The 16,531-nt window shown below is 67.7% G+C and carries 15 protein-coding genes; 9 read left to right on the top strand and 6 right to left on the bottom strand.

What is annotated here, in order from left to right; translation table 11 throughout:
- The first annotated feature begins 8 nt into the window (after positions 1-8).
- Positions 9-734 carry a maleate cis-trans isomerase family protein gene (locus AC5RUO_RS13005; protein WP_494011494.1) on the top strand — a complete coding sequence of 242 codons (726 nt, stop codon included), beginning with the start codon at positions 9-11 and terminating at the stop codon, positions 732-734.
- Positions 735-740: 6 nt separating this feature from the next.
- Here the strand turns inward: AC5RUO_RS13005 and AC5RUO_RS13000 are convergent, their stop codons facing one another.
- From AC5RUO_RS13000 to AC5RUO_RS12985, 4 genes are all read right to left on the bottom strand, one after another.
- On the bottom strand, positions 741-1,661 hold the full coding sequence (locus tag AC5RUO_RS13000; RefSeq protein WP_494011493.1) for a diacylglycerol/lipid kinase family protein: 921 nt from the start codon (positions 1,659-1,661) through the stop codon (positions 741-743).
- Positions 1,662-1,756: 95 nt separating this feature from the next.
- Positions 1,757-3,130: an NAD(P)(+) transhydrogenase (Re/Si-specific) subunit beta gene (locus tag AC5RUO_RS12995; protein ID WP_494103738.1), complete on the bottom strand. Its 1,374-nt coding sequence runs from the start codon at positions 3,128-3,130 to the stop codon at positions 1,757-1,759.
- Positions 3,127-3,444: an NAD(P) transhydrogenase subunit alpha part 2 gene (locus tag AC5RUO_RS12990; protein ID WP_494011491.1), complete on the bottom strand. Its 318-nt coding sequence runs from the start codon at positions 3,442-3,444 to the stop codon at positions 3,127-3,129. Before AC5RUO_RS12990 ends, AC5RUO_RS12995 begins: the two co-directional genes overlap by 4 nt.
- Complete coding sequence (locus AC5RUO_RS12985; RefSeq protein ID WP_494011490.1) at positions 3,444-4,613, bottom strand: Re/Si-specific NAD(P)(+) transhydrogenase subunit alpha; 1,170 nt, start codon at positions 4,611-4,613, stop codon at positions 3,444-3,446. Before AC5RUO_RS12985 ends, AC5RUO_RS12990 begins: the two co-directional genes overlap by 1 nt.
- Positions 4,614-4,903: 290 nt before the next feature.
- Here AC5RUO_RS12985 and AC5RUO_RS12980 point away from each other — a divergent pair, with 290 nt between their 5' ends.
- From AC5RUO_RS12980 to AC5RUO_RS12965, 4 genes are read left to right on the top strand one after another with little or no spacing between them, the layout of a single operon-like run.
- On the top strand, positions 4,904-6,460 hold the full coding sequence (locus AC5RUO_RS12980) for an ABC transporter substrate-binding protein (RefSeq protein ID WP_494103737.1): 1,557 nt from the start codon (positions 4,904-4,906) through the stop codon (positions 6,458-6,460).
- A 17-nt stretch (positions 6,461-6,477) separates the two neighbouring features.
- Positions 6,478-7,419 (top strand): ABC transporter permease, encoded by a 942-nt coding sequence (locus AC5RUO_RS12975; RefSeq protein ID WP_494011488.1) that lies wholly within the window; start codon positions 6,478-6,480, stop codon positions 7,417-7,419.
- Positions 7,412-8,242 (top strand): ABC transporter permease, encoded by an 831-nt coding sequence (locus tag AC5RUO_RS12970; protein WP_494103736.1) that lies wholly within the window; start codon positions 7,412-7,414, stop codon positions 8,240-8,242. Before AC5RUO_RS12975 ends, AC5RUO_RS12970 begins: the two co-directional genes overlap by 8 nt.
- Positions 8,239-9,858, top strand: a complete 1,620-nt coding sequence (locus tag AC5RUO_RS12965) for an ATP-binding cassette domain-containing protein (RefSeq protein ID WP_494103735.1) — start codon at positions 8,239-8,241, stop codon at positions 9,856-9,858. Before AC5RUO_RS12970 ends, AC5RUO_RS12965 begins: the two co-directional genes overlap by 4 nt.
- On the opposite strand, the gene AC5RUO_RS12960 is transcribed toward AC5RUO_RS12965, so the two are convergent.
- Positions 9,855-10,943 (bottom strand): ATP-dependent DNA ligase, encoded by a 1,089-nt coding sequence (locus tag AC5RUO_RS12960; protein WP_494011485.1) that lies wholly within the window; start codon positions 10,941-10,943, stop codon positions 9,855-9,857. The genes AC5RUO_RS12965 and AC5RUO_RS12960 overlap by 4 nt on opposite strands.
- Before the next feature lie 64 nt (positions 10,944-11,007).
- The gene (locus AC5RUO_RS12955) at positions 11,008-11,931 is read right to left on the bottom strand and encodes an AEC family transporter (protein WP_494011484.1); all 924 of its coding nucleotides are present in this window, start codon (positions 11,929-11,931) and stop codon (positions 11,008-11,010) included.
- A 152-nt stretch (positions 11,932-12,083) separates the two neighbouring features.
- Between AC5RUO_RS12955 and AC5RUO_RS12950 the strand changes: the two genes are divergently transcribed.
- The 4 genes from AC5RUO_RS12950 to AC5RUO_RS12935 all read left to right on the top strand — a co-directional run bounded on the left by AC5RUO_RS12950 (position 12,084) and on the right by AC5RUO_RS12935 (position 16,494).
- On the top strand, positions 12,084-13,124 hold the full coding sequence (locus tag AC5RUO_RS12950; RefSeq protein WP_494103734.1) for a TIGR03885 family FMN-dependent LLM class oxidoreductase: 1,041 nt from the start codon (positions 12,084-12,086) through the stop codon (positions 13,122-13,124).
- Positions 13,121-14,815, top strand: a complete 1,695-nt coding sequence (locus AC5RUO_RS12945; RefSeq protein ID WP_494011482.1) for an alpha-amylase family protein — start codon at positions 13,121-13,123, stop codon at positions 14,813-14,815. Before AC5RUO_RS12950 ends, AC5RUO_RS12945 begins: the two co-directional genes overlap by 4 nt.
- Before the next feature lie 38 nt (positions 14,816-14,853).
- Positions 14,854-16,080 (top strand): pyridoxal phosphate-dependent aminotransferase, encoded by a 1,227-nt coding sequence (locus AC5RUO_RS12940; RefSeq protein WP_494103733.1) that lies wholly within the window; start codon positions 14,854-14,856, stop codon positions 16,078-16,080.
- 177 nt (positions 16,081-16,257) lie between these two features.
- Entirely contained in the window at positions 16,258-16,494 is a 237-nt protein-coding gene (locus tag AC5RUO_RS12935) for a hypothetical protein (RefSeq protein WP_494011480.1), read from the top strand.
- Positions 16,495-16,531: the final 37 nt, after the last annotated feature.

Genomic DNA, 16,531 nt, shown 5'->3' with positions numbered 1-16,531 from the left:
CACCCAATATGCCAGCGACAACACGGGCCCGCAGGATCGGCATGATCGTGCCGTCCTCCAACACCTGCCTGGAGCCGCAGACCTACCGGATCCTCGGTAACCGCACCGACGTCACGGTCCATTTCACCCGTATTCCGGTCACCAGGATCGCCTTGGACGATTCTTCCGACCGGCAGTTCGATGCGACCGTCATGCGCGAGGCGGCCAGGCTTCTTGCGACGGCGGACGTGGACGTTATTGCCTGGAACGGCACCTCCGGCTCCTGGCTCGGTTCTGCACACGACCGTGAACTCGTGGCAGAAATTACCGACGCCACCGGCATCCCCGCCACCACATCCACCCTGGCCTACCTTGAGGCCTTTCGCACTTTCGGCACAGAACGGATGGCGCTGTTCACCCCGTACACTGAGGACGTCAACCGCCAAATCATCGCTTCCTACGAACGGGAAGGGATCAAGACAGTTGACCACCGTGCCCTGGGCCTAAGCGACAACGAGTCATTTGCCCGGGTCACCGACGATGAAATGCGGCCCGGTTCGCGGGAACTGGCAGCTGCTGCCCCTGACGCGCTCATCTACCTGTGCACCAACCTCTACGGTGCCAACATCACGGCCGAAATCGAGGAAAGCACCGGCGTTGCCGTGCTGGATTCGGTGGCGGTGACGCTGTGGCATGCCCTGCAGCTCGCAAACGCACCGCTGCTGGAGCCGCGGTGGGGCAGGTTGCTGGGGTAGCAACACCTACATCCGCAGGGTCAGGGCCCCCGGATCCAAGGTCATCAGGACGTGCTTGCCCTGGCCCTCATGGTCGCCGTCGAGCTGGTAATCGTCCTTGTGCTCCAGGATGATTTCCACGGATTTACCCTGGAAATACTCCACGGAAGTATCCTTGTTCCGGCCCTTGACGATCATTCCGGCGAGCACCGAGAGCCAGCCCAGCCGCCCATGGTGGGGGGCCAGGACGGCCACATCCAGCAGCCCGTCATCCATCTTCGCCTCCGGGAAGATCTCCAGGCCGCCCTGGACCTTGCCGCAGTTACCCACCATGACGCTGCGGACCCCGCGGTGCACGGCCCGCTTGCCGTCGATGACAACGGTAGCCCTGACCGGCTTGCCTGGCAGGTTGCGGATGCCGGCGTCCACGTAGGCCAGCCAGCCCACCTTGTGCTTCAGCTCCTCGTCCGTGTCCGCCATGATGGTGGCGTCGTAGCCAACGCCCGCCATCACCAGGAACAGCTGTTCCATGTCAGGATCGCTCCGGCGGGCACGGACCACGTCGATCTTCCGCTCGGTTCCTGCGAGGGCGCCGGCCATGGCACCGTCAAAGTCCGTGATGTCCATGCCCAGGTTCCGTGCCAGCAGATTGCCCGTGCCCAGCGGCAGCAGGCCCATCGGCACCTCGCCGCCGGAGAGGACTTCGGCCACGCACCGTACGGTGCCGTCACCGCCGCCGGCAATCACGATGTCGGCTCCCTGGGCCAGGGCTTCCTTCGCCTGGCCGACGCCGGGATCCTCCTTGGTGGTCTCGAACCACAGCGTCTCACCCCACCCGTTTTCAGCGGCGTGACGGGCTGCAAGCTCCTTGACATCGATGTCCACCGTTTTGGCCGGATTGATGATGATGGCTGCGCGCTGGGGGGTGAGGGGTCGGGTGGCAGTCATGGCGTCCTTCGGTGGCAATTTTGAAAGGCTACTTCTGAAAGAAGGGTAGCCTGCCGGGGGCAGGGTTCGGAGCAGGTGGCGGCAACGCGCGGAGGCTACAACGCTTTCACTGCTCCCAGCACCTGCGCCAAAGAGTCCTTCGCGTCACCGAACAACAGGGACGTCTGCGGCTGGTACAGCAGCTCGTTCTCGATTCCCGCGAAGCCCGGGCGCATGGAGCGCTTGAGGAACACCACCTGCCGCGCCTCGGCCACCTCCAGGATGGGCATGCCGTAGATCGGCGAGCCGGAGGAGGTCTTGGCTGCCGGGTTCACAACGTCGTTGGCGCCCACCACCAGGGCCACGTCGGCCGTCTTGAATTCGGGGTTGATCTCGCCCATTTCCTTGAGCGATTCATATGGCACGTTGGCCTCGGCCAGCAGCACGTTCATATGCCCCGGCATCCGGCCCGCCACCGGATGGATGGCGAAATCGACGTCGATGCCCCGCGCTTCCAGGGCGTCAGCCAGCTCCGCCGCCGTATGCTGCCCCTGCGCCACCGCCAGGCCGTAGCCGGGGACAATGATCACCCGCTGCGCGTATCCGAGCAGCACCGCCACATCCTCCGGGCTGGAGGACCGGACGGGACGTTCGCTCAAGGCTGTGGAACCCGCCGTCGACCCTCCCCGGAAGGCGCCGAACAGGATGCCGGCAACGCTGCGCCCCATCGCTGCGGCCATGGCGCGCGTGAGGATGGTACCGGAGGCGCCCACCAGGGTGCCGGCCACCACCAGGAGGACGTTGCCGAGCACTACGCCGGACGCGGCGACGGCCAGGCCGGTGAACGCGTTCAGCAGCGAGATCACGATGGGAACGTCCGCCCCTCCCACAGGCAGCACCAGCAGGACGCCGGCGGCCAGCCCCAGCACAAGGAGCAGCACCGCAAGGACGGGGGAACCGGTAAGGACGACGGCGACGGCGGACGCCACGGCGGCGAGCAGCACCGCCGCCATCACCACGGGGAGCCCGGGAAACACCACGGGACGGGTGGTCATCAGTTCCTGGAGCTTGGCAAACGTGACGCCGGACCCGGCGAACGAGACGGCGCCCACCAGGAGCGTGAACACGATGGCAAGGCGTACCCAGGGATCGTCCGTGTGGGCCAGTTCGAGGAGGGCCACGAGGGCAGCAGCCCCGCCGCCCACGCCGTTGAAGATGGCTACCAGCTGGGGCATTTGCGTCATCTTCACGCCCCGGGCCACCGGGGCTGCCACCACGGTGCCCACCGCGATGGAGCCGAGGATCCAGGGGATGTTGTCCAGCCGCACGGACAGGAACACCGTGAGCACGCCGATCAGGGCACCAAGTGCCCCGATGAGGTTGCCGCGGCGGGCGGTCCGCGGGGAGCTGAGGCCGCGCAGCGCCAGGATAAAGAACACGGCAGCCACGAGGTACAGCAGTGCCGTCCAGGCGGGATCGAGGAGGATCATTTGCTGCCTGCCTTTTTCGCCGCCGGCCGGGTGACCTCTTTCTTCGCGTGGAACATGTGCAGCATCCGGTCCGTGACCACGAAGCCGCCCACCAGGTTGGCGGTGGCCAGGACGACGGCCAGCAGCGCGATGGCCAGGACCCATGGGTCGCCGGCCTGGCCGGCGACGATGATGGCGCCCACCAGGATGATGCCGTGGATGGCGTTGGCTCCGGACATCAGGGGTGTGTGCAGGGTGCTGGAAACTTTGGAGACCACCTCGAACCCAACGAACACGGCCAGGACCGTGATGGTCAGCAGGCTCATTCCGTCCATCAGAGTGCCCCTTCCTGCCGTGCGTGGATTCTCTGCGCCAACAGTTCGGCGGTGGGCTGGTGCCGCACCCCGCCGTCGTGCGTCAGGCATGCGCCCGCCAGCACCTCGTCGCCGAAGTCCGGGGCAACGGTGCCGTCCCGCACCATGAGCGCCAGCAGGTTTGCCACGTTCTTGGCATAAAGCCGGGACGCATCCGAGGCCATGGCGGAGGCCGGATCCTTGAGCCCGACCAGGCTCACGTGCCCGGCGCCGTCGGCTGTGGGGACCGCGATATCCGCGCCGGCGACCACGCCCTCCACGTTGCCGCCCGATTCGGCAGCGAGGTCGACGACGACAGAGCCGGGCCGCATGCCCTGCACCATTTCCCGGGTCACCAGCAGCGGGGCGGGCCTGCCGGGGACGGCCGCCGTCGTAATGAGGACGTCCGACTGGGCGACGTGGGGTGCCAGCAGCTGCCGCTGCCGGGTTCCGGCGTCGCTGCTGAGCTGGCGGGCGTAGCCGCCGGCCGCTTCCGCCGTCTCGAGATCCAGCCGGATGAAGGTGCCGCCCATGGATGCGACCTCGTCAGCGGACGCGGGGCGGATATCGTTCGCGAAGACACGGGCACCCAGCCGCTTCGCGGTGCCGATGGCCTGCAGCCCTGCCACGCCGGCGCCGAGCACCAGGACCCTGGCGGGGGGCACCGTCCCGGCAGCCGTCATGTAGAGGGGAAAGAAGTGCGGCAGCCGGATGGCCGCTTCCAGGACGCAGCGGTAGCCGGCCACCAGGGCCTGGGAACTGAGGGCGTCCATTGACTGCGCCCGGGAGATCCGGGGGACCAGTTCCAGCGCGAAGGAGGTGATGTGCCCGTTCGCGAGCGCCTGCACGGTGTCCAGTTCGGACGACGGCGAGGCGAGGCCAACGGTGACCGCCCCCGGCTTCAGGGAAAGGGCCGTATGCGGGTCAAGGGGCCGGACGTGGACCAGGACATCGAGTTCCTTCGCTTCCAGCAGGGGCACGACGGCGGCTCCGGCCTGGCGGTACTCGTCATCCGCATGTCCGGCGGCTTCACCGGCGCCCGACTCTATGAGCACCTCAAGGCCCATGCCTGCCAGTTGCTTGACCGATTCCGGCGTCGCGGCCACGCGCCGCTCGCCCTCGCGGTGTTCCCGCGGAATGCCCAGTTTCACCCGCCAAGCTCCCTCCTGCCGCGACCGGCAGTCGTGTGGCAGCCGCTCTGCTGCGCACAGTTGGCTTGAGTCTAGAGCGCCCACTGCTGCTGCGGGAGTAGGGCGGCGGCCTTGGATGGCAAACAGTTACGTTTGGCCCAGGCCGCAGACCATACGGTCCCGCCGGGCGGCCGAGTCATCTGGGGGCGGGAACGACATCAAATTCACACTTTTCAGGAAGGGAAGGCTACCCTAAGTCGTTCCCATCTTTTGTTCCTGCTTCCCCGGCAGCCCTGCAAGGCGGTATTTTCGTGCGCTCGTTCCTTCGGCCCCGCGTCCTCGTGGCAGCCCTCACCACCCTCACCCTGGCCGGCTGCGGCTTCAGCGGCACCCAGACGCAGTCAGTCCAAAGCACCGCCGCCGCGGACACCAGCCAGCGCATCGTGGTGAACAACTTCCGGGCCCCGGTGGCCAACTGGGCCCTCGAATCAGATGCCGCCTACATCCTCTCCCTCTCCGGCTGCCTGGAGACGCTGACCAAGTATGACCAGGCCGAGGGCAAGGTTGTGCCGTTCCTGGCCACCGAATGGAAGCAATCCTCCCCGCTGGACTGGGACTTCACCATCCGCCAGGACGTGTCGTTCCAGGACGGAACCAAGCTCACTGCCGAATCCGTGGTGGCCGCACTGAACCACGTCCTGGATGCCAAGGTCCCCGCCCGCGCCTTCAACCGCACCATGATCAGCAGCGTCAGCGCCGTGGACGGAAGCACCGTCCGTGTGAGCACCCCGGCCGAGAACCCTTTGGTCCCGTACCGCATGGCGAGCGTCAACACCGGCATCCTCGCCCCAGCAGCCTACAAGGACACCGAGGTGGACCCGTTCGGCCGCTGCACCGGCCCCTTCACCCCGGTCTCGGAAAAAACCAAGCAGTCGCTGACGCTTGACCGCAATGAAAACTACTGGGGCGGCGACGTCCAGCTGGCAGGGGCGGAGATCCGCTTCATCACCAACGGCGCCACCCGCGCCGCCCAGGTCCAGACCGGCGAAGCGGACATCTCCCTCTCCATCCCCGTCGCCAGCCTGGCCACCCTGAAGGGCGCTGCCGGCGTCACCGTGCTGGGCGCCGACTCACCACGTACAGCCACGCTCTATATGAACAACGGCCGTGCCCCGCTGGACAACGTCGACGTGCGCAAGGCAATCCGCGATTCCCTGGACCTGGAGGCCCTGGCTGCCAGCGTCTACGAAGGCGCGGCCCTGCCCGCCACGGGACCTTTCGCACCGTCGGAGCCCTGGGCCGGTGACGCGCAGGAGGAGCACAAGCAGGACCTGGAGGCGGCCCGCGCCCAGCTGGAAAAAGCCGGCTACACCCCTGACCGCCCGCTGGAGATCATCGCCATCGTGGAGCGCGCCGAATTCGCGGACGTCGCCGCGGTCATCCAGGAGAACCTGAAGACCATCGGCATCCCGCTGTCCATCCAGGCAAAGGAATACGCTTCCGCGGAACCTGACGTGCTGGCGGGCAACTACGACATGCTTCTCAGCCAGCGCAACCGGCTGATCGACATCGCCGACCCCATCGGCTTCCTGACGGCCGACTACACCTGCAAGGGCACGTACAACCTGAGCCACTTCTGCGATGCCGAGTACGACAGGATCATCGCCGAGGCGGCCAAGACAGTGGACACGAACGAACGGTACAAGCTGTACGCGGAAGCCGGCCAGATCCTCCGGGACAAGGCGGTCAACGCCTGGCTGGTCAACGAACAGGCCACCGACGCCATCCGCACGGATGTCCTGAACTACGTGCAGGATCCCCTCTCCCGGTACGTCCTGACGGCAAAGACGGCCAAGGCCGCCTCCTAGCCCCTCAGGACCACCGCATGCTGCAGTTCATCGCCAAACGGACGGCCACCCTGGTGGCCGCCGTCGCTGTGTCCTCTTTCGCGGTGTTCCTCATCCCCTACGTCACCCCCGGCGACCCGGTCCGGAAAATCATCCGGTCCAGGGTCACCGGGGATGCCATCGAAGACTCCTCCGTCCAGGCCCTCGCCCAGAGCCTGGGACTGAACGATCCCCTGGCCGCCCAGTACTTCCGGTGGCTGGGCAACTTCTTCAGCGGCGACATGGGGCTGTCCTACGTCAGCCGCACCCCCGTCGCCGAGCAGGTCCTGCCCGCGCTTGCCGTCACGCTCAGCCTCGTGGCCATGTCGCTGGGGCTCGCCGCCGCCGTCGCCCTTCCGCTCGGCATCATCTCCGGACTGCGTCCCGGCAGCCTGCCGGACAAGGCCATCACTGCCGTGACCCAGGCGTTCATCGCCATGCCGGAGTACTGGGTGGCGCCGGTGCTGGTCCTGGTCTTCGCCCTCAAGCTCTCGGTGCTGCCCACGGCCGGGTGGAACGACCTGTCCTCGGCGGTCCTTCCTGCCCTGACCCTGGCACTGCGGCCCATCAGCTTCTTCACCTCCGCGGTCCGCGCCGGCATCATCGACGCAGCAGCAGCGGACCACGTCCCGGCTGCCCGGGCGCGCGGCCTGAGCCATGCCCAGTCCATCGTCCGGCATGTCATTCCCAACGGACTGGTACCCCTGTCCACCCTGTTCGCCGTCTGGTTTGCCGGGCTGCTGGGCGGCTCCGTGATCGTCGAGGTGATCTTCGCGGTGCCCGGCATGGGCCGGCTGCTCTTTGATTCCGTGGTCAACAGCGACATCCCCCTCGCACAGGGCGGCGTGGTGGTGGTCGTGGCGCTTGCCGTGGCGGTAACCACCCTTGCCGATTTCGTCCACCGCTTCCTCAACCCCACGGTGGGAGGTTCCCTTGCGTAGCCGGATCACCGTAACCACCGTGGCAGCGTCGGTCCTGGCCCTGATCGTCCTGGCTGTGCTGCTGGCCCCGTGGATCTCGCCCTACCCGCCCGCGGAGCAAAACCTGGCACTGCGCCTGGCACCGCCGTCGGCAGCGCACTGGCTCGGCACCGACAACCTGGGCCGGGACACGCTGAGCCGGATCCTGGAGGGTGGCCGGTTCTCCATGTCCGTCGCCGCACTGGCAACAGTGCTGACCTGTATCCTGGGCGCCGGCATCGGCATCCTTAGCGCCCGGCGCCGCGGCTGGGTGGATGAGTTCCTCACCCGCACCAACGATGTCCTGCTCGCGCTGCCGGAGATGGTGGTGGCGCTGTTCATCGTGGCAGCCCTCGGCACCGGATTCGGCCCCCTGCTGCTGGCGCTCACCGTCACCGGCTGGACGCCCTTCGCCCGGCTGGCCCGGACCCTGGCGTACGACGTCTCCGCCCGCGGATTCGTGGACGCCGCCCGGGTGCTGGGCTGCAGTCCACGCTTCATTATCTTCCGGCATGTACTGCCGCACCTTGCCGCCCCGATCCTGGGCCAGGCCACCCTGCGGTTCGGCCACCTGCTCATCAGCGTGGGCGCCCTCTCCTACCTGGGCCTGGGCGTCCAGCCGCCGCAGTCGGACTGGGGCTCCATGCTGGCCGCGGCGCAACCGTTCGCCGACCGCGCACCGCTGGGCATCCTGGCCCCGGGCCTGGTCATCTTAACGGTTGCCCTCTGCGTCACGCTGCTGGGCCAGCGCGCCGCCCACATGGCCGCCGGGCCTTTGCTGCTCCCTGCGGCGGCAGACACGTGAGCGCCCGGCTGGTGCTGGACCGCCTGGAGGTCCGGCAAAAAACGGACGACGGCGGATACGGCCGCCGTCTGCTGTCCGACGTCTCCCTCGCCGTCGAGCCCGGCGAGTTCGTGGCGCTGGTGGGCAGCTCCGGATCGGGAAAGACGCTCACCGCCATGTCCTGCCTGCGGCTGCTGCCCCCGCAACTGGAAATCACCGGCGGGTCCATCCGGCTGGGGGACCAGGACCTGACCCGCGCCTGCGAACCCGAACTCAATGCGGTCCGCGGCGGGCGGCTGGGCATGCTGTTCCAGCAGCCCAAGCGGATGTTCAACCCCAACCGGACCATCGGCAACCACTTAAAAGAGCCGCTGCGCCTGCACGCCGGGCTGCGGGGGCACAAAGCCCGGGCCAAGGCCCTGGAGCTGCTGGAGGAAGTGGGTTTCGCCGACCCCGGCAAAGGCCTCAGGGCTTTCCCGCACCAGCTCTCCGGAGGCATGGCCCAGCGCGCCATGACCGCCCTGGCGCTGGCCGGGCAGCCGGACATGCTCCTGGCGGACGAGCCCACGTCCGCCCTGGACAAGATGCTGGAACGCCAGGTGCTGCAGCTGCTGGACCGCGAACGCCGCGAGCGCGGGCTCGGCATCCTGTACATCACGCACAACCTGGCCTCCGTCGCCGCGTATGCGGACCGTGTCCTGGTCATGAACTCCGGCAGCATCGTGGAGGGCGGACCCGCAGGTGAGCTGCTCAGCCGCCCCACAACGGACTATGCCCGGGACCTGCTGGCCGCGGCCCAGCTGGCACCCGCATCCCGGCGTCGTCCGTCCCCCGGGGAAGGCGACGTGCTGGTTCTCGACAAGGTGGGCAAGCGCTTTGGGCGCAGGCGCGGCAGTACCGTGCTGGAAGACGTCTCACTCTCCCTCCGCCGCGGGGAGATCCTGGGCGTGCTCGGCCAGTCCGGGTCCGGCAAGAGCACCCTGGCCAAGGCGATCGTCGGGCTTGACGAGGCCAGTGCCGGGACAATCAGCCGGCGGTTCGACGGCGGCGCAGCCCGGCGGCCCACGGCAGTGCAGCTGGTGTTCCAGGAGCCGCACGGCGCATTCGACCCCCGCATGACCCTGCGGGCCAGCCTGCAGGCGCCGCTGCTGCCCCGGCGGGACCTGCCGCCGGCACAGCGGGACGAGCGGATCGCGGCCGCCTTCAAGGAGGTGGAGCTGGATGCCGGCCTGCTGGACAAGCGCCCCGGCCAATGCTCCGGCGGCCAGCTGCAGCGGGCCACCATCGCCCGCGCCCTCCTGCTGGAACCCCGGGTCCTGATCTGCGATGAAGCCACCTCGGCACTGGACGCGCTCACGCAGCGGACCATCCTGAACCTGCTGCTGCGGCTGCAGCGCGAGCATGACCTGTCCCTGATCGTGATCTCCCACGATATGGACGTGGTGCGGTACATGTGCGACAGGGTTGCGGTCCTGCTCGAGGGCAGGGTTGTAGAGGTGGCCGAGACGCGCGACTTTTTCGCCGCCCCGCGGCACCCGCACAGCCGGGCACTGGTGAACGCGTCCATCCCCTGCCGCGCAGACGGCCTGTGGAGCATGCTGGACGCCCGGAACCCGGCCGTCCGGGGAAACGGCTAGGGCCGGCCGGTCTCCAGGACGGAGGCGAGGTCAAAGTTGACCGGTTCCTCCAGCTGCGCGTAGGTGCAGGACTCCGGGTCCCGGTCCGGGCGCCAGCGGTTGAACTGGGCGGTGTGCCGGAACCTGTCCCCCTCCATGTGGTCGTACCGGACCTCCACCACCAGTTCCGGGCGCAGCGGCACGAAGGACAGGTCCTTGCCGGCGCTCCAGCGGCTGCCCTCGGCGTTCCGCGGCGTCCGTTCGCCTTCCTCCTGCTTCGCCCACGCCCAGGGGTGGTTGTCGAAATCGGTCACAAGGGGCTGCAATTCCTGGAACAGCTCTTTGCGGCGCTTCATCGGAAACGCGCCGATCACTCCAACGCTCGCCAGGCCGCCGTCGTCCTTGTACAGGCCCAGCAACAACGAGCCGATGCTGTCCGGCCCGCTCTTGTGCAGCCGGTAGCCGGCCACCACGCAGTCGGCCGTGCGCTCGTGCTTGATCTTGAACATCACGCGCTTGTCCGGTTCATACCGGCCATCCAGCCTCTTGGCCACCACGCCGTCCAGGCCAGCGCCCTCGAACTCCTCGAACCACTTGCCGGCAGTGTCCTTGTCCGTGGTGGCGGCCGTGAGGTGGACCGGCGCCTTGCTGGCCGCCAGTGCCTTCTCCAGCGCGGCGCGGCGTTCGGAAAAGGGCCTGCCGGTGTAGTCATCGTCGCCCAGGGCCAGGAGGTCGAAGGCCACGAAGGATGCCGGGGTCTGCTCCGCCAGCAGCTTCACCCGGCTGGCGGCGGGGTGGATGCGCTGCTGCAGGGTATCGAAGTCCAGCCGGTCGCCCGAGGCGCCCACCACGATGATTTCCCCGTCCACCACGCACCGCGGCGGAAGGTTCTCCTTCAGCGCCGCCACCAGCTCGGGAAAGTAGCGGGTCATCGGTTTTTCGTTGCGGCTGCCGATTTCCAGCTCGTCCCCGTCGCGGAAGATGATGGACCGGAAGCCGTCCCACTTGGGCTCGTAGCTGAGGCTCCCGGCCCCTGGAATAGCGTCAATGCCGCTGACGGATTTGGCGAGCATGGGCGGGACAGGCGGCATCACGGGAAGTTCCATGTGCCCATTCTTGCCCGGCAGGCGCCCGGCGCGGAACCCCTGCCCGGCCCGTCGGCGCGCCGGATCAGCCCGCGAGCAGCCAAACGATGAGGATCAGCGCCGGCGCCGCGGCGGCAGTGGACAACATGATGGTTTCCCTGGCCACGGCCACACCCCGGCCGTACTTGCTGGCAAAAAGGAAGGCGTTCTGGGCGGACGGGAGGGCAGCCATCAGCACCACGCCCAGGAGCATGTGCTGGTCCAGGTTGAACAGGAAGCGCCCGACGACGAACGCCACCGCCGGCATCACAGCTGACTTGAGCAGAGTGGCCGTGAGGATTTCCGCCGTGTGCCCGCCGCTGCCCAGCATTCGGCTGCCGTGCAGCGACATGCCGAATGCCAGCAGCACCACCGGAACGGCGGCGCCGCCGAGCAATGCCAGCGGGGCCATCACCGGCTCAGGCAGCTCCACGTCGAGGGCGGCCAGGACCACGCCCAGGAGGGTGGCGATGATCATGGGATTCCGGAACGGCTGCGTCAGCATCAGCCGCGGCGAGAACCTGCCGGCGGCGGAGAGGTCCAGCAAGGTGAGCACCAGCGGCGCCAGCAGGAGCAGCTGGACCAGCAGCACCGGCGCCACGGGCGTGGCGTCCCCCAGGGCGTACAGGGTGATGGGGATGCCGATGTTGTTGGCGTTGACGTAGGAACTGGCCATGGCGCCGACTGCCGTCTCGGCCAGCGGCCTCCGGAACCACAGCCGGCTGATCCCCACATACAGCAGCGCGGTGACCAGGGCGGTAATCAGCGCCAGCGGCACGTAGGCGGAGAACACCACGCTGACGTCTGACTCCAGGACCACGGTGAAAAGCAGGACCGGGTTGGTAATGAAGAACGCGGTGCGCGTCAATGCCGTGACAGTGGGCTCGCCGCCCAGGCCGCAGCGCGCGGCGATGTACCCCACGGCGATCACGACGCCGATCACCGCCAGCCCGATCAGCACGCCGCCCATTGAGGTACTTCCTTCCCGTTCCGCCGGCCCCCGCATCGTCGGCAGGAACGCAGTACTACAAGTTCCAAACTTATCCGACAAGTAGTCCGGTTCCCGTACCGGGGCCCGGGATGCCCTCGACAGGGCACCGTACCGGACGGTAGAGGTTAACGATGGTTACCGTCGGCTTTCACGCCTCGCACGAACAGATCAGTCCCGGCCAGCTGCTCCAGGATGTCCAGCACGCGGAGCATGCAGGCTTTGATGCCGCCATGTGCTCGGACCACATTGAGCCGTGGTCCGCACGCCAGGGCCATTCGGGGTTCGCCTGGTCCTGGCTCGGGGCCGCCCTGGCCACTACGGAACTCCGGTTCGGGGTGGTGACGGCACCTGGCCAGCGCTACCACCCGGCGATCATCGCCCACGCCTCCGCCACCCTGGCCGGGATGTTCCCGGGGCGGTTCTGGTTTGCCCCCGGCAGCGGCGAAAACATGAACGAGCACATTACCGGCGATACCTGGCCGGCCAAGGACATCCGGCAGCGCCGGCTGGAAGAGTGCGTTGAGGTGATCCGCCGGCTGCACCGCGGCGAGGAGGTCACCCACCGCGGCCTGGTGACGGTGGAGCAGGCGCGGATCTGGGACGTCCCGGACGCTCCGCCGCCGCTGATAGCGCCCGCCATCAGCGTGGACACAGCCCGCCGTGCCGCAGCGTGGGCGGACGGGCTGGTCACCGTGAACCAGCCCGCGGACAAGCTCCGGGACATGCTGGCCGCCTACCGGGACAACGGCGGCCGCGGCAAGGCCGTGCTGCAGGTCCACCTCTCCTGGGCACCCCGCGAAGAGGATGCCGCGGCCATTGCGCTGGACCAGTGGCGGACCAACACCTTCGCCCCGCCCGTCCCCTGGGACCTGCCCACCGCGGGGCACTTCGACGGCGTGGGCGAGCACGTGGGCGAGGACCAGGTCCGCAAGTCGGTGAACGTTTCGGCCAGCACCGCCCGGCACGTGGACTGGCTGGCCGGGTACGCGGAGCTCGGTTTCGACGAGCTCTACCTGCACTTCGTGGGGCAGGAGCAGGCCCCCTTCATCGACGCGTTCGCGGCGGACGTTCTTCCGCACCTTCGCACGTCCGGCGGGACCCCTGCCGGCATTGCCGCTGAACCGCAGCTTGCTGCGGCAGCTGCCGAACCGTCGTCGAAGGCCCGGGCATGAGGCTCGCCGAGACGTCAGACCTGTGGTGGAAGAACGCGGTCATCTACTGCCTCGACGTGGAAACGTTCTTTGACGACGACGGCGACGGCACCGGAGATTTCGCCGGGCTGACCCAGCGGGTGGACTACCTGGCCGCCCTGGGCGTGACCTGCATCTGGCTCATGCCCTTCTACCCGTCCCCGGACCGGGACGATGGCTATGACGTGACGGACTTCTTCGCCGTCGATTCCCGGCTGGGAACGCTCGGCGACCTGGTGGAGTTCATCCGCGCCGCCAAGGACAGGGGTATGCGCGTGATCGCGGACTTCGTGGTCAACCACACGTCTGACCAGCACCCCTGGTTCCTTGAGGCCCGGAAATCGACGGACAACGCGTACCGGGACTTCTACGTATGGCGCCAGGACACTCCCCCGGACACGTCCTCCGAGGTGGTCTTCCCCGGGGAGGAGAACTCGCTCTGGACGCAGGATGACGCCACCGGCGAGTGGTACCTGCACATGTTTGCCAAGCACCAGCCGGACCTCAACGTCACCCACCCCGGCGTCCGGGACCAGATCGCCAAGGCCATGGGGCTGTGGCTGGAACTGGGGCTGGACGGTTTCCGGCTGGATGCCGTGCCGTTCTTCCTGGAGACCCGCGGCCAGCCCAAGGACGAGGCCGCCAACCGGGACCCGCACGAGTACCTTGCGGCGCTCCGCAGCTTCGTGAGCCGCCGCAACGGCAGCGCGGTGCTGCTGGGCGAGGTGAACCTGCCCTACAAGGAGCAGCTGGAGTACTTCGGCGGACCCGAGGGCAACGAGCTGAACATGCAGTTCGACTTCATGTCCATGCAGCACATTTACCTGTCGCTCGCCCGGCAGGATGCCCGCCCGCTCGCCGAGACTCTCAAGAGCCGGCCGGCCATCCATCCGGACAACCAGTGGGCCATGTTCGTCCGCAACCATGACGAATTGACCCTGGACAAGCTCAGCGACGGCGAGCGCCAAGAGGTCTTTGCCGCGTTCGGCCCGGACAAGAACATGCAGATTTACGGCCGGGGCCTGCGCCGCAGGCTGCCGCCGATGCTGGGCGGCGACCAGGAACGGATCCGGATGGTGTACTCGCTGATGTTCTCGCTGCCGGGCACCCCCGTGCTGTTCTACGGCGAGGAGATCGGCATGGGCGAGGACCTCCGGCAGAAGAGCCGCGCCGCGGTGCGCACCCCCATGCAGTGGACCAGCGAAAAGAACGGCGGTTTCTCCAGTGCCAAAGCGGCGGACCTGGTGGCGCCCCTGGTGCGCGGTGAGTATGGGGTGGAGAACGTCAACGCTGCGGCCGCCAAGCGCGACCCGGACTCACTGTTCAATTTCATGGCCACCCTGATTGCACGTTACCGCGAGTCCGCGGAGCTGGGGTGGGGTGAATTCAACGTCATCGACCAGCCCGAGCCCGCCGTGTTCGCCCACACGTGCAGTTCCGACGGCGGGACGCTGGTGCTGCTGCACAACTTCGGCGAGGACCCGGTAAAGGTCAGCGGCCTGGTGGGCGGCCAGGACGCCCCGCCGCAGGCCTACAAAGACGCCATGCTGCTGGACCTGTTCGACGGCGACAATGTGGAGTTGGAACCCGACGGCGGCTTCACGGCGGAACTGGGGCGCTACGGATACCGCTGGTTCCGGGTGCACCGGAAGGGGGACCGGCTGGCGCCGTAACGGGGGCGGCGGGCGCCGGCTGTGTGTAAAGATCAACCATGCGCGCCATGCAACACTCCAGCAAACTCCAGAACGTCCGCTACGAGCTCCGGGGCCCCATCCTCCAGGCGGCCAAGAACATGGAGGCCGAGGGGCACCGCATCCTCAAGATGAACCTTGGGGACACGGCGCCGTTCGGGCTGGAGGCGCCGGAGTCCGTCGTCGTGGACATGATCCACCATCTTCGCGGCGCGCAGGGGTACAGCGATTCCAAGGGGATCTTCACCGCCCGGACCGCCATCTCGCAGTACTACCAGACCCATGGGCTGATGAACATCGGCGTGGAAGACATCGTGATCGGCAACGGGGTCAGCGAACTGATCTCCATGTGCCTGCAGGCATTCATGGAAAACGGTGACGAGATCCTGGTCCCGGCGCCGGACTATCCCCTGTGGACCGCCGCCGTGACCCTGACCGGCGGCAAACCGGTGCACTATCTCTGTGACGAGGCGGAGAACTGGTGGCCGGACATGGCGGACGTGGAAGCGAAAATCACCAGCCGCACCAAGGGCATCGTGATCATCAACCCGAACAACCCAACGGGCGCCGTGTACCCCCGCCACGTCCTGGAACAGTTCGCTGCCCTGGCACGCAAGCACAACCTGGTCCTGTTTTCGGACGAGATCTACGAGAAGGTGCTGTATGACGGCGCCCGCCACATCCACACTGCCTCCGTGGCGGAAGACGTGTGCTGCCTGACCTTCAGCGGGCTGTCCAAGGCCTACCGGATGCCCGGTTACCGTGCGGGGTGGGTAGCCATCACCGGACCCCTCGCGGCCACCGTGGGCTACCGGGAAGCCCTTGAACTGCTCGCCTCGCTGCGCCTTTGCGCGAACGTTCCCGCCCAGCACGCCATCCAGACCTGCCTGGGCGGCTACCAAAGCATTGAGGCGCTGGTGAGTCCGGGCGGGCGGCTGCGGGAACAGCGCGACCTCGCCCACAAACTGCTGACCGCCATTCCCGGCGTCACCTGCGTGCCGGCGTCGGGAGCCATGTACCTGTTCCCGCGCCTGGATCCGGACCTGTACCCGATCGCCAGCGACGAGCAGTTCGTCCTGGACCTCCTGCAGGAGCAGAAGATCCTGGTCTCCCACGGCACCGCGTTCAACTGGCCCGCACCGGACCACTTCCGGTTCGTGATCCTTCCGTCCGTCCTGGACATCGAGGAGGCGGTGGAAAGGATTTCCGACTTCCTGGCCGGGTACCGCAGCCGCGGCGCCGCCTGAGCGGGGTCCCGTTTCCCGGCCACGCCCGCCGGACTGCCAGTAGGGTGCCGCAGAAACAACACCGGCTCGAAGAACTAACCGGTACCTAACCGCGGGGAAACGGGCGCGCAACATTGCCCCGCCACACTTGGTAGTGCAGGCAAGAGCCGGCACCAGCTCCAGCCAGGAGGCCACGCAATGTTGAAGAAAGCGACCACGCATGTAACCAGAGTCCGCGCCCTGGACCAGCTCCACCGCGGTGACGAAATCGAAGCCCGCCTTTCCGTGGGCCCCTCCTACGACGACGTGGTGATCCGCCGCGGCAGCGTCCAGGAAACAGCGCCCGGCATCGGCGTCGTCTGGATCCTGGACCGGATCACTGGCCACCGGAAGGCAATCAACACGGACGAATGCAGCGTGTGGCGGGTCGCCTAAGCCTGCCTGTTCCTACACCGCGGCTGCGGGCGTAGTC

Source organism: Arthrobacter sp. Y3221087 (assembly GCF_059089905.1).
Note: the sequence above shows the minus strand (reverse complement) of the source record. Positions and strands in the feature narration are given on the sequence as shown.

Bases quoted from the DNA above. Each gene is read 5' to 3' on its own strand.
- AC5RUO_RS13005 (WP_494011494.1), top strand. From the start codon at position 9: ATGCCAGCGACAACACGGGCCCGCAGGATCGGCATGATCGTGCCGTCC.
- AC5RUO_RS13000 (WP_494011493.1), bottom strand. From the start codon at position 1,661: ATGACTGCCACCCGACCCCTCACCCCCCAGCGCGCAGCCATCATCATC.
- AC5RUO_RS12995 (WP_494103738.1), bottom strand. From the start codon at position 3,130: ATGATCCTCCTCGATCCCGCCTGGACGGCACTGCTGTACCTCGTGGCT.
- AC5RUO_RS12990 (WP_494011491.1), bottom strand. From the start codon at position 3,444: ATGGACGGAATGAGCCTGCTGACCATCACGGTCCTGGCCGTGTTCGTT.
- AC5RUO_RS12975 (WP_494011488.1), top strand. From the start codon at position 6,478: ATGCTGCAGTTCATCGCCAAACGGACGGCCACCCTGGTGGCCGCCGTC.
- AC5RUO_RS12960 (WP_494011485.1), bottom strand. From the start codon at position 10,943: ATGGAACTTCCCGTGATGCCGCCTGTCCCGCCCATGCTCGCCAAATCC.
- AC5RUO_RS12955 (WP_494011484.1), bottom strand. From the start codon at position 11,931: ATGGGCGGCGTGCTGATCGGGCTGGCGGTGATCGGCGTCGTGATCGCC.
- AC5RUO_RS12950 (WP_494103734.1), top strand. From the start codon at position 12,084: ATGGTTACCGTCGGCTTTCACGCCTCGCACGAACAGATCAGTCCCGGC.
- AC5RUO_RS12945 (WP_494011482.1), top strand. From the start codon at position 13,121: ATGAGGCTCGCCGAGACGTCAGACCTGTGGTGGAAGAACGCGGTCATC.
- AC5RUO_RS12940 (WP_494103733.1), top strand. From the start codon at position 14,854: ATGCGCGCCATGCAACACTCCAGCAAACTCCAGAACGTCCGCTACGAG.
- AC5RUO_RS12935 (WP_494011480.1), top strand. From the start codon at position 16,258: ATGTTGAAGAAAGCGACCACGCATGTAACCAGAGTCCGCGCCCTGGAC.